Annotated in this window: 10 protein-coding genes; 6 read left to right on the top strand and 4 right to left on the bottom strand. The window is 67.4% G+C overall.

Features of this window, described 5'->3' with window-relative positions; all coding sequences use genetic code 11:
- Positions 1–411: 411 nt before the first annotated feature.
- Positions 412–1197, top strand: coding sequence for a winged helix-turn-helix domain-containing protein (locus EV147_RS17945; protein WP_130392590.1), 786 nt, complete (start codon positions 412–414; stop codon positions 1195–1197).
- 77 nt (positions 1198–1274) lie between these two features.
- Here EV147_RS17945 and EV147_RS17940 read toward each other — a convergent pair whose 3' ends face one another.
- The 3 genes from EV147_RS17940 to EV147_RS17930 all read right to left on the bottom strand — a co-directional run bounded on the left by EV147_RS17940 (position 1275) and on the right by EV147_RS17930 (position 4033).
- A complete protein-coding gene (locus tag EV147_RS17940; RefSeq protein WP_407923260.1) occupies positions 1275–2201 on the bottom strand; it encodes a Bug family tripartite tricarboxylate transporter substrate binding protein in 927 nt (308 codons plus the stop codon).
- Positions 2202–2318: 117 nt separating this feature from the next.
- Positions 2319–3131, bottom strand: coding sequence for an SDR family oxidoreductase (locus EV147_RS17935; protein ID WP_130392588.1), 813 nt, complete (start codon positions 3129–3131; stop codon positions 2319–2321).
- A gap of 47 nt (positions 3132–3178) precedes the next feature.
- Positions 3179–4033: an IclR family transcriptional regulator gene (locus EV147_RS17930; protein WP_130392587.1), complete on the bottom strand. Its 855-nt coding sequence runs from the start codon at positions 4031–4033 to the stop codon at positions 3179–3181.
- A 319-nt stretch (positions 4034–4352) separates the two neighbouring features.
- Between EV147_RS17930 and EV147_RS17925 the strand changes: the two genes are divergently transcribed.
- The 5 genes from EV147_RS17925 (at position 4353) to EV147_RS17905 (ending at position 9076) form a co-directional block, all read left to right on the top strand.
- Positions 4353–5216: a branched-chain amino acid ABC transporter permease gene (locus EV147_RS17925; RefSeq protein WP_130392586.1), complete on the top strand. Its 864-nt coding sequence runs from the start codon at positions 4353–4355 to the stop codon at positions 5214–5216.
- 19 nt (positions 5217–5235) lie between these two features.
- Entirely contained in the window at positions 5236–6264 is a 1029-nt protein-coding gene (locus tag EV147_RS17920; protein ID WP_130392585.1) for a branched-chain amino acid ABC transporter permease, read from the top strand.
- Positions 6257–7021, top strand: a complete 765-nt coding sequence (locus EV147_RS17915; RefSeq protein WP_130392584.1) for an ABC transporter ATP-binding protein — start codon at positions 6257–6259, stop codon at positions 7019–7021. The genes EV147_RS17920 and EV147_RS17915 overlap by 8 nt, the downstream gene beginning before the upstream one ends.
- On the top strand, positions 7008–7715 hold the full coding sequence (locus EV147_RS17910; protein WP_130392583.1) for an ABC transporter ATP-binding protein: 708 nt from the start codon (positions 7008–7010) through the stop codon (positions 7713–7715). Before EV147_RS17915 ends, EV147_RS17910 begins: the two co-directional genes overlap by 14 nt.
- A gap of 188 nt (positions 7716–7903) precedes the next feature.
- Positions 7904–9076, top strand: a complete 1173-nt coding sequence (locus tag EV147_RS17905) for an ABC transporter substrate-binding protein (protein ID WP_130392582.1) — start codon at positions 7904–7906, stop codon at positions 9074–9076.
- Between the two features lie 152 nt (positions 9077–9228).
- Here the strand turns inward: EV147_RS17905 and EV147_RS17900 are convergent, their stop codons facing one another.
- Positions 9229–11700, bottom strand: coding sequence for a DUF6600 domain-containing protein (locus EV147_RS17900; RefSeq protein ID WP_198680288.1), 2472 nt, complete (start codon positions 11698–11700; stop codon positions 9229–9231).
- Between the last annotated feature and the right edge of the window lie 68 nt (positions 11701–11768).

Here is an 11768-nt window from a genome sequence, read left to right as displayed (position 1 = left end):
TATGCGATATGGTCCCGAATATCGAATGGCGCCGATCCATCCGCGCGAATGGACGATATGGAAGGTTATGGATCGCGCCAAATCCACCAGTGTGTGAAGACGGTCTGGTCAGATTCGGCTTACTACCCGATTGGGTTATGATGCGACGGCCTTCCGCGCCTGACAGTATTCAATTCCGTCAAATCATGATGTTCTGACAATCGACCAAAGTGCGCGGCATTTCTATTTGCGCGAGACATGACGAGCACCCCGGGCGGGCGATTGTTTCGAGAATCCGCGATATTCACGGCGCACCCGGTCATGCGCTGTCACCCGAGCGGGTCAGATACGGATGAAAATATCTTCCATGGGAGCTATTTCTGCGTATCGATACGCTTGACGTCCATCGATGACGACATGGGGTGAGACAAAATGATCCGGAATGGCGACTCGGTATTTTTTGATTGGGATACGGACCGTGTATTACGTGGCGGCGTGGAAGCGAAGATAACGGGACAGCAAAAGAAACTGCTGCGCCTGCTGGTGGAGGGAAAGGCCGCGGTTAAATCGCGGGATTATCTTTTAAAGGGTGTCTGGGGGAAACGCGCCGCACTGGTCGACGAGCTTTATCTGGTGCAACTGGTGTACCGCCTGCGCAAGGCCCTGAGTCCGGTCAGCCTGGACGGGCATATCGTGACCGTACCGCGCCAGGGGTACCGCTTCATCCCGGTGGCCTATACCACCACGGTATCGCCGCCCGCCATGGAGACCCCGGAAGACGCCGTACCGGAACCAGTCTTCCAGCCTGAATCCGCGCTCGAACAGGCGCGCGGACTGGCCAATGTGCTGGCACGGCTGGGCATGCCGATTTCCACGGCCCCGGTATTTTCGGCGCTTTCCGACCATGACGACACGATGCATATCGACGAGGCGCAGGGCGTGGTCTCGTTCAATGGCATCATCGCCAAGCTGACACGGTTCGAACTGCGGCTGCTGATCGTACTCAAGGACCACGGCGAGGGCGTCATGTCGCGGCACCAGATCATCACCTCGGTCTGGGGCCCCGAGGCGATGGTCGACGAGAACTGCCTGACGCAACTGGTGTCCCGGCTGCGGCGGGCGTTGCACCCGCTGGGGCTCGACACGTGCGTCTCGGCGGTTCCCAAGATCGGGTACCGATTTCGTCCCCAGACTGGCACGGCGGCGCGCACGTTCTGAGCGGTAGCGCGACTGCCTTCGCGCTACCTTCTCACGCTTCCACCCGGCTTCACCGCCAACCATTCCGCCCCGCGCGCCTACTCCGCCTTGGCGCCCGAATCCTTGACCACCTTGGCCCATTTGGCCATTTCGCTACGCTGGTACTCCGCGAGCTTCTCGGGCGTCCCCAGGACCGGATCGAGTCCCAGCGTCTTGAGCTTGGCCTGGACGTCCGGCAGCGTGAAGATGCGGTTCAATTCCGTATTGAGCTTTGCCACGACATCCTTCGGCGTGTTCGCGGGCGCAAAGACTGCGAACCACGACGTGGCCTCGTAGCCCGGCAGGCCCTGCTCGGCGATGGTGGGGATGTCCGGCGCCGAGGCCGACCGCTGCGCGCTGGTCACCCCCAGCGCCCGCAGCTTGCCTTCCTTGACCACCGGCAGCGCCGAGGGCAGGTTGTCGAACATCATCGTGATGTGGCCGCCCAGCAGGTCGGGAATCGCCATCGCCCGGCCCTTGTACGGCACATGCGTGATCTTCGTGCCGGCCATGGTATTGAACAGCTCGCCGGCCACGTGCAGCGAGGTGCCGACGCCGGGCGTACCGAACGTCAACTGGCCCGGCTTCGACTTGGCCAGCGCGATCAGCTCCTGCACATTCTTCGCAGGCACCGAGGGGTGCACCACCAGCACGTTCGGGGTGGAAGCCAGCAGGATGACCGGCACGAAATCCTTGACCATGTCGTACGGCATCTTGCTGTAGAGCGCGCCGTTGATCGAGTGCGTGCCCACCGTGCCCAGCGCCAGCGTGTAGCCGTCCGGCGCGGCCTTGGCCACGGCCTCGGCGCCGATGTTGCCGCCGGCGCCGGGCTTGTTGTCCACCACCAGCGGCTGGCCAAGGCTGGTCTTCTCGGAGAAGATCCGCGCGAGGATGTCGGGCGCGCCGCCGCTCGGGAAGCCCACCACGATGCGCATGGCCTTGTTCGGATAGGCGTCGCTGGCCCGGGCGGCGGGCGCCAGCGCCATCGCGCCGGCGGCCGCAGCCGCCAGCATCGCCAGCACCTGCCGGCGCGGGAACGTCTTAGCACGCATGATCTGTCTCCTGAATCGTTGTTATGGTGGGGTTCGCCGATGAGCCCGCTGCTACACGGCCGTGTTGCCGAATTCCTTCGTGACCTGCTCGTGCAGGCGGCGCATGCCGCGCAGCCAGCGGTCGTAGTCCTGCCCCTTGCGGCGGTAGTATTCGAGCACCTCCGGATGCGGCAGGATCAGGAAGCTCTCGCTGGCCACGCCCTCCAGGGTTTTCTCGGCCACATGCTCGGCGGTGACGGAGCCGGCCTGCAGGAAGCCCTTGCGCTCGCCGCCTTCGCCGAACAGCATCCTGGTCTGCACGCCCTGCGGGCAGATGCAGCTGACCTTGATGCCCTGGTCGCCGTAGGTGATCGACAGCCACTCGGCAAACCCGATCGCCGCGTGCTTGGTCACGGCATAGGGTGCCGAGCCGATCTGCGAGAGCAGGCCGGCCGCCGACACCGTATTGATGAAGTAGCCGTCGCCGCGCGCCAGCATCTGGGGCAAGGCCGCCTTGGCCGCGTGGATGTGCGCCATCACGTTGATTTCCCAGATCCGCTGCCAGTCGTCGGCGGTGGCATCGAGGCCCTTGCGCAGGATGATGCCCGCGTTCGAGCAGAAGATGTCCACCTGCCCGAAGCGGCGCGTGGCAACGTCGACCAGGCTTTGCACGGCCTCGGCGTCGGCCACGTCCACGCGCTGGGCAAAGACCTGGCAATCTGGCGCGGCCGCCGCGGCCTCGGCGGCTACCTGCGCCGCGCCGGCTTCGTCGAGGTCCGCCACCGCCACGCCGCGCGCCCCGCCCCGCGCGAAAGCCAGCACCAGCGCGCGGCCGATACCCGTGCCGCCCCCGGTCACGATCACTGTCTTGTTCCGAATTTCCATTGCCAATCTCCTGTTTTCTCGGTTCGTTGTTCGGTTCGTTGTTCGGTCTAGCCACGGCCCGGCTGCGCCGGCTGCCAGAGCCGCGTGGCCAGCGTGGCGGCGAGCTCGCGGATTCTCGGCCCGAGGTTGCCTTCGAGAATTTCCGGCGACAGCCGCGTGGATGCGCCGCCGACATTGACCGCCAGCACTTCGGAGCCGTCCGGCAGGCAGACCGGCGCCGCGGCGCCGCTCACGGCGCGGTCCCACTCGGCATGCGCCACGCAGAAGCCGCGCCGCGCGTGCTCGCGCAATGCCCGCTCCACCTTGCTGCGCACGCCCGGCCAGCGCGAACCGTGCTGGCGCTCCATCTCGGCCAGTACGGCGGCGCGCCGCTGCGCCGGCAGCCCCGCGAGCCAGGCACGCCCCATGGCCGAAGTTGCCATCGGCAGGCGCGAGCCCGGCGTGAGGCGCATCACCAGCGCGCCACGCGGCTGGCAGACCTCCAGGTACAGCATGTCCTGCCGGTCCGGCGCGGCCAGCGCCACCGTGCAGCCGGTGGCAAAAGCCAGCGACTGCATCAGCGGCTGCGCCACCTGCCGGATGCCGGCGCCGGACAAGTATCGCTGTCCCGGCAATAGCGCGCCTTGACCCATCCGGTACTTCTCCTGCGTTTCCACATAGACCAGATAGCCCAGCGTGGCCAGCGTGTACGTGAGGCGCGACACCGTGGGTCGGGGAATACCCGTACGGCGCGACAGTTCGGCATTGCCAAGGTAGTCGTCATCGGGCCCGAAGGCGCGCAGCAACTCGACCCCGCGCGCCAGCGCCGTGACGAAATTCCGGTCCTCGCCGTCCGTGGATGCGGCGGCACCGGACAGCAGCGCGGCATCGGCGGGAGGCGGAATCGACGTGGTGCGTTTCATGAGCGATTGATATCAGTTTCCATGCCCGCGCATGGGCGCTATTCAAGGAAAACATAGGGGTCATAGGCCCGGTAAATATGCGGGCCGGCAGGCACGTTCCGCCACCCGCCCGGCGTGCGGTCAGGGAATACACCGAGGCTGCACGGTACTTTGCGGCACCCCTATTTCGCGTATCGGAATAGTACGTCCGATTGCTTGACGCTGGCCGAAACGCTATGCAAAGTCGCCAGAAATTAAAAGCGAACGACCGTGCGAGAACGACACGGCGACAGAGACCGCGCGGGTGCCGTCATGGCACACCAACGCAAGGAGACAACGCATGGCCCTGTTTTTCCAGCAGTTCCTCAATGGCCTGACGCTTGGCGGCGTGTACAGCCTGGTGGCATTGGGACTTACCCTCGTCTACGGCATCCTGCACGTGCCGAACTTCGCGCACGGTGCCTTCTACATGGCCGGTGCGTATGTGTCGTATTACGCAATGACCACGCTTGGCCTGAACTACTGGCTGGCCATGCTGGCCGCCGCCGTGGTGGTGGCCGTGCTGTCGATGCTGGCGGACCGCCTGGTGTTCCATCCGCTGCGCAACGCGCCCGAGGTACACGACATGATCGCCGCCATCGGCATCCTGCTGTTCCTCGAAGCCGGCGCGCAGGCGCTGTGGGGCGCAGACTTCCACCGCATGCCCACGCCGTACGGCCAGATGGTGGAGCTGTTCGGCCTGACCGCCCCGCTGCAGCGCCTGCTGATCATCGTGGCCGCGTTCGGGCTGATGGTGCTGCTGCACCTGTTCCTCACGCGCACCGTCACGGGCTCGACGATCGTGGCCATGGCACAGAACCGCGAAGGTGCCGCGCTGGTGGGCATCGACGCCACGCGCGTCACGCTGCTGGTGTTCGCCATCTCGGGCGCGCTGGCCGCCATCGCCGCCACGCTCTACGCGCCGATCAACCTGGTCTACCCGAGCATGGGCAACCTGGTCATCACCAAGGCATTCGTGATCATCATCCTGGGCGGCATGGGCAGTATCCCCGGCGCCATCGTGGGCGGGCTGATCATCGGCATGGCCGAGAGCTTCGGCGGGTTCTACATCTCGACCGACTACAAGGACATCATCGCCTTCCTGCTGCTCGTGATCATCCTGTCGGTGCGTCCGCAGGGCCTGTTCGCCGGCAAGGCCGCCTGACCCGCCAGAGGAGACACTCATGAAAGCCATTCAAGGCAAGGCCGGCTGGATCCTGCTGCTGGCCGCCGCCATCGCATTCCCGCTGCTGGTGCCCAACAGCTATTTCCTGTCGGTCATGACGCTGGCGTTCATCACCGCCATCGCCACGCTCGGGCTGAACCTGCTGACCGGCTACACGGGCCAGCTCAACCTGGCCCATGGCGGCTTCATGGCGATTGGCGCCTACACGCTCGGCATCCTGACCGTCGACCACCAGATGCCGTTCTGGCTGGCCTTCGTACTGGCGCCCGTGGTCTGCATGGTGCTGGGCTATGTGGTGGGCGTGGTATCGCTGCGCCTCAAGGGCCACTATTTCTCGATCTTCACGCTCTGCGTGGGGTACATCATCTATCTGCTGATCGAAAAGTGGGAAAGCCTGACGCACGGCGCGGTGGGCCTGATCGGCATCCCGGTGCCGGCCGCCGTGGGGCCGCTGGCGTTCGACAACGTGCAGGGCCAGTACTACCTCGTGCTGGGCTTCCTGGCCGCCGGCACGTTCGTCATGCACCGCATCGTCAGCTCGCTGCTGGGCCGCAGCTTCCTGGCCGTACGCAACAGCGATGCGCTGGCGGAAGCGCTGGGCATCAACCTGATGCGCACCAAAGTGCTGTCGTTCGTGCTGTCGGTGGGCTATGCCGGCCTGGCCGGCGCGCTGTATGCCGGACAGGTGCGCTTCCTGGGGCCGGACATCGCGCGTACCGACATCACGTTCGACATGGTGATGTCGATGCTGGTGGGCGGCACGGGCACGCTGCTCGGGCCGCTGCTGGGCGCGGTGCTGGTGCCATGGGTCACGCAGACGCTGCAGTTCCTGCAGGACTACCGGATGCTGGTCTTCGGCCCGGTGCTGATCCTGCTGATCATCTTCGTGCCGGACGGCATCGTCGGCACCTTCCTGAAGCGTCAGGCGCGCCGCGCCGCGGCGCAGCGCCGGGGCCAGCTGGCGGCCGGCCGCCCTGCGCAACCCGCGCCCGTCGCCACCACCCGTCCGGGAGCCGAGAATGCTTGAGATCCGCAACCTGACCCGGAAATTCGGCGGCCTGACCGCCGTGAACGATGTCTCCGTCACGTTCGAGGCCGGCCACATCAACGCGATCATCGGCCCGAACGGCGCCGGCAAGACCACGTTCTTCAACCTGATCGCCGGCACCCACGCCCCCACCTCGGGCCAGATCCTGTTCAAGGGCCAGGACGTGGCCGGCCTGCGCGCCGACCAGATCGCCCGGCTTGGCGTGGCGCGCACGTTCCAGGCCACCGCGCTGTTCGACCGCGCCACGGTGCTCGACAACCTGATCGTGGGCCACCGCCTGCGCACGAAATCGAGCCTGGCCGACGTGCTGTTCAACACGCGCCGGCTGCGCGAGGAAGAGAAGCTGTGCCGCGCAAAGGCCGAGGAAGCGCTCGATTTCGTAGGGCTGTCGCATCTCGCCCATGAAGTCGCCGCCGACATCACGCAGGAGGCGCGCAAGCGCGTGGCCTTCGCGCTGGCGCTGGCCACCGACCCGGAGCTGCTGCTGCTCGACGAGCCGGCCGGCGGCGTGAATCCCGAGGAAACCGTGGGCCTGGCCGAGCTGATCCGCAAGATGGTGCGCCATGGCAAGACCGTCTGCCTGATCGAACACAAGATGGACATGATCATGCGGCTGGCCGACAAGATCATGGTGCTCAACTACGGCGAAAAAATCGCCGAGGGCACGCCGGCGCAGGTGCAGCAGGACCCGCGCGTCATCGAAGCCTATCTGGGAGCCGACCATGTTGCAGCTTGAACGCGTCTCGCTGTCGTACGGCAGCTTCCGCGCCCTCGACAATGTCTCGCTGCATGCCAAGGCTGGCGAACTGGTGGTGCTGCTCGGCGCCAACGGCGCCGGCAAGAGCTCGATCTTCCTGGCGATGAGCGGCATCCACCGCACCAGCGGCGGCAGCATGCGCTTCGACGGACGCGAACTGGGCGGCATGAAGCCCTCGCAGATCGTGCAGGCCGGGCTGGTGCACTGCCCCGAGGGCCGCAAGCTGTTCCCGGCCATGACTGTCGAGAAGAACCTGACGCTGGGCGCCTACGTGCATCGCCGTGACAAGGCCGCCATCCGGGGCACCCTCGAAGAGGTCTACGAGATGTTCCCGATCCTGCAGCAGAAGAAGGACGACCCGGCCGGCTCGCTGTCCGGCGGACAGCAGCAGATGGTGGCACTGGGCCGCGCGCTGATGGGCCGCCCGCGTGCCCTGCTGCTCGACGAGCCGTCGCTGGGCCTGGCGCCGCTGGTGGTCAAGCAGATGTTCGAGGTGATCCAGCGTATCAACCGCGCCGGCACCACGGTGCTGCTGGCCGAACAGAACGCCTACGCCGCGCTCGGCATCGCGCACCGCGCCTACGTGATCGAGAACGGCAGGATCGTCATGGAGGGAGACCGCGACGCGCTGCTGAAGGACGAGGGGGTGAGGAAGGCTTATATCGGGGGGTAGTTCGTCGCTCCCCGCTTGCGTTACTCCCCTCTCCCGCCAAGCGGGAGAGGGGTTGGGGGAGAGGGCTGGAAGTTCTGCTTGCCGATATCGGCGGGTTGAAACGCTTGCCCTCTCCCCCGCCCCTCTCCCGCGTGCGGGAGAGGGGAGAAAGCCATCAGCAAATACATAACATCCAAAGGAGACAGCACATGCAAACCAACACATTGGGTCGTTTCTTCGCATTGGCCGCGTGCGCCGCAGCGGCAGTCATCGCCTCGTCGCCCGCGCTGGCGCAGGAAGTGGTCAAGATCGGCTACACCGGCCCGCTGTCGGGCGGCGCCGCGCTGTACGGCAAGAACGTGCTGTCGGGCATCCAGATGGCCGTGGACGAGATCAACGCCGGCGGCCTGCAGGTGAACGGCAAGAAGGTGAAGCTCGAAGTGGTGGCGCTCGACGACAAGTACGCGCCGGCCGAAGCTGCCATCAACGCGCGCCGCCTGGTACAGCAGCACAAGACGCCGGCCGTGTTCGTGCCGCACTCGGGCGGCATCTTCGCGCTGCAGGCGTTCAACGAGCAGGAGAAGTTCCTGGTCATGGCCTACTCCAGCGTGCCGCGCATCACCGACGCCGGCAACAAGCTGACCATCCGCATCCCGCCGGCCTATACCGGCTACATCGAGCCGTTCGTCAAGGCGCAGATGAAGCGCTACGGCAAGAACGTGGCGCTGGTGCCGGCCGACCACGACTACGCCAAGGCCTGGGTGCAGGCGTTCGTGCCCGCCTGGGAAGGCGCGGGCGGCAAGGTGGTGGGCAACAACCCGATGTCGTACACCAAGGCCACGGACTTCTACACCGGCGTCTCGCGCGCCATCGCCGACAAGCCCGACGTGATGTTCGTCGGCGGCCCGTCCGAGCCGACCGCGCTGGTGGTCAAGCAGGCCCGCGAACTGGGCTTCAAGGGCGGCTTCATCATCATGGACCAGGCCAAGATGGACGAGATGTCGCGCGTCACCAACGGCCTGGCGCTGCTCGAAGGATCGATCGGCGTGATGCCGCTGGTCAACGATGCGCGTCCGATGGCGCAGGCCTACAACGCCCGCTACAAGAAGCTGCACGATGGCCGCGACGCCACCACCGAGATGTCGCTGAACTACACGATGACCTGGGCACTGGCCAACGCCATGAAGCTCGCGGGCACGACCACCGACTCGGCCGCCATCCGGGCGAAGATGCCTGACGCGGTCAAGGCGCTGTCGAAGGAAGTGAACCCGAACGAGGTCGATGGCATCGACGCCAAGGGCGGCTCCGTGGCCGACACCGTGGTGGGCTGGGTGCAGAAGGGCAAGATCGAGCCGGTGCGGTTGTCCGAACTGGCGAAGTAACCCGGAGAGAGGGGGCAGTACCCGGCTGGCGGGCATGCCAGCACGGCACTGGCTGTAAAGCCTGAGTCGTGATGCAATGGCAGGGGGAGAGAAACGAAGGGCGTCCGGCACCACCGGACGCCCTTTGCCTTTCCGGCCCTCGGGTGCGGCTGCTAGCGGCGGTCCTCGTTGCGCGCCTGGCGCCCCGCATCGTGCATGCGCCGCTGCTGCTGCTCCTGTTGCTGCTGGAACTGCCGCTGGCGGTCCTGCTGCTGGCGCTGCTGGTCCTGGAACTGGCGCTGCTGTTCCTGCGCCTGCCGTTGCATCTGCTGGTGTTGCTGCTGTTGCTGGTGCTGCTGCTCCTGGAAGCGCCGCTGCTGCTCCTGTGCCTGCCGTTGCTGCTCCTGTGCCTGACGCTGCATCTGCTGTTGCTGCAGCGCGTGCTGGCGCTGCTGTTCGAACTGCTGGCGCTGCTGCTCCTGGAACTGCCGCGCCTGCTCCAGTTGCTGGCGCTGCGCCGCCTGCACGCGCTGTTGTTCCATCTGCTGGCGCTGGTGATCCTGGAACTGCCGTTGCTGTTCGAACTGCTGCTGGCGTTGCTGGGCCTGCCGCTGGATGTCCTGCTGCTGGCGCTCCTGCTGCTGCCGCTGCTGGTCGAACTGCTGGCGGTTCATCGCCTCGCGGCGCTGATCGTCGATCTGGCGCCGCTGCTCCTGCGCCATGCGCTGCTGCTCGAACTGCTGGCGGCGCTGCTGTTCGTAGCCCTGCCGCTGCTGGTTCTGCAACTCGCGCTGCTGCTCGTCGCGCTGGCGCTGCATCGCCTGTTGCTGCTGCTGGCGGAAATCGGCCGACTGCCGCTGCTGCTCCTGCAACTGGCGCTGTTGTTCGAACTGCTGCCGCTGTAGCGCCTGCTGCTGGCGCTGGGCTTCGGCGGGCTGGCCGCGCAGCGCGTCGGGCCGCTGCCCGGCGAAGTGGTTCGCGGGCGCCGCCTGGCTCATCCGCACGTCGGGCTGCCAGCCCGGCACCGGCTGGGCGCCGCGCCGCTGGCCGTTGCCACTGCCGTCCCCGCGCCGATCCGGCACCGGTCCGCGCCACGCCGGCCCGGCACCTGCCGTTCCCCCTTCGCGCGCAAAGCGGCGTGCGAGGTCGTCCGGCCCGATCCGCCCCGGCGGATGCGCGGCGATGGCCTGGCGCTCGAAGCCCTGCCGCGCCATCGGCGGCAAACCCTGCGGACGCGCCCCGCCGATCAGGCTGGTCTTGACTGGCGCCATCGGCGGCGCGCCGCGCCCCTCGCCCACCGGCAACTGGCGCCATTCCTCGCGGTGCCGGCCCGCGCCACGCGGCACGGGCCGCCCTTCGACGAAGTAGCGAGATGGCATGCCCGAGATGGCGCCCGGTATGTCGCGGTTGGCCCAGCGTCCACGGTCGTGGTCGCGGGGGCCGCCCGGCCGCCAGCCGCCGTGTTTGGTGATGTCGTTGAGCCGGTTGACGTAGCCGGGACTGGCCCGGTAGACCGGGCGATAGGCATCGCGCGGTCCCAGCGGATACCACGCCACGCCGGGTCCGCTGCCGATGCGGATCGTGGTGCCGGCGCCGCCGATGAAGCCGACCACGGCCGGCGCGTAGCAGGGCCGCACGTTGGCCGGGCCGGGCACCCAGCCCCAGCGGTTGCCGAAGTGGGCCCAGCGGCCGTAGTGCGAAGGCGCAAAGCCCCATGGCGCGTCGTCGATCCAGGTCCAGCCCCACGGCGCCACCCATGCCCAGTGTCCGTCGCTGTACGGCGCCCAGCCGGCCGGCATCGCACGCGGGAACCAGACCGCGCCGTAGCCGGCGTCCTGCTGCCAGTCGCCGTAGTCATCGAGCGCGGTGTAGCCGGTCATGCCTGACGGCACGTAACGGGCGGAGACCGAGGCGTCCTCGCGCGCATCGCGCGCCGCCGTCCACTGGTCGAAGCTGTCGGGCGACGGATAGCTGCCGGCCCCGGCATCGGCCAGGTCGGTACCGGCAAAGCGCATGCGATGGCCGCGCTCCAGCTCGACCGAGCGGGTATCGCCGTAGAGCACTGCGCTGCCATGGCGCATGGTGACGAGCGTGGTGGTGCCGTCCGGCGCGACGTCGATGCGGTAATCGCCCGGCTCGCGCGGCACGAATGCCAGGTTGGGCGTGTCGACCTCCACCTGCTGGTCGGGCGGCAGCGCCCGCACGCGCAGTTGCAGCGTGCCCTGCGTGAGCTTGACCTGCGTGGTGCGGTCGTCCAGATTCAGGATTTCGGCTGCCGAGCCGCCGCCAAGCCGCACCGTGCTGGACCCCGCATGCAGTTCTGCCCGGCCGCCGGGTTCCACCCAGAGCCGGTCGCCCGTGGTGAGCGGCCGGTTGGGTGCCAGCGCGGCCCACTCGTCGGTGCCGGCCGGCGCGAAGCTGAGCCCGCCGGCCATGTCGGTCACCGTCGCGATCCGCGACGGGGGATCGGCGGCCAGGGCGGAAGGGTCGCCGAGCACGTTCGCATCGGCCGGATCGCCCTGGGCCTGGGCATAGCCCGCGGGCGCGCCCGGGTTGTAGTCCTGGGCGTGCGCGGCAGGCTCGATGAAGGCCGCCGCCAGCCCGAGGGCGGCCGGCGCGAACGCGAAACGATGGCGGGATGGCATGTTGGTTACCTGGAACGGAGCGGCGCGCACCGGCGGACATCGCAAGGCGGCATGCGGCCTGTCTGCAC

The organism is Cupriavidus agavae, from assembly GCF_004217045.1.
GTDB classification, from domain to species: Bacteria; Pseudomonadota; Gammaproteobacteria; order Burkholderiales; family Burkholderiaceae; genus Cupriavidus; species Cupriavidus agavae.
The sequence above is the reverse complement of the archived record's forward strand: the minus strand, read 5'-3'. Positions and strand labels throughout refer to the sequence as shown.

What these genes read in the sequence shown, in the direction of transcription:
- EV147_RS17945 (WP_130392590.1), top strand. Translation starts at nt 412, where the DNA reads ATGATCCGGAATGGCGACTCGGTATTTTTTGATTGGGATACGGACCGT.
- EV147_RS17940 (WP_407923260.1), bottom strand. Translation starts at nt 2,201, where the DNA reads ATGGCGCTGGCGCCCGCCGCCCGGGCCAGCGACGCCTATCCGAACAAG.
- EV147_RS17935 (WP_130392588.1), bottom strand. Translation starts at nt 3,131, where the DNA reads ATGGAAATTCGGAACAAGACAGTGATCGTGACCGGGGGCGGCACGGGT.
- EV147_RS17930 (WP_130392587.1), bottom strand. Translation starts at nt 4,033, where the DNA reads ATGAAACGCACCACGTCGATTCCGCCTCCCGCCGATGCCGCGCTGCTG.
- EV147_RS17925 (WP_130392586.1), top strand. Translation starts at nt 4,353, where the DNA reads ATGGCCCTGTTTTTCCAGCAGTTCCTCAATGGCCTGACGCTTGGCGGC.
- EV147_RS17920 (WP_130392585.1), top strand. Translation starts at nt 5,236, where the DNA reads ATGAAAGCCATTCAAGGCAAGGCCGGCTGGATCCTGCTGCTGGCCGCC.
- EV147_RS17915 (WP_130392584.1), top strand. Translation starts at nt 6,257, where the DNA reads ATGCTTGAGATCCGCAACCTGACCCGGAAATTCGGCGGCCTGACCGCC.
- EV147_RS17910 (WP_130392583.1), top strand. Translation starts at nt 7,008, where the DNA reads ATGTTGCAGCTTGAACGCGTCTCGCTGTCGTACGGCAGCTTCCGCGCC.
- EV147_RS17905 (WP_130392582.1), top strand. Translation starts at nt 7,904, where the DNA reads ATGCAAACCAACACATTGGGTCGTTTCTTCGCATTGGCCGCGTGCGCC.
- EV147_RS17900 (WP_198680288.1), bottom strand. Translation starts at nt 11,700, where the DNA reads ATGCCATCCCGCCATCGTTTCGCGTTCGCGCCGGCCGCCCTCGGGCTG.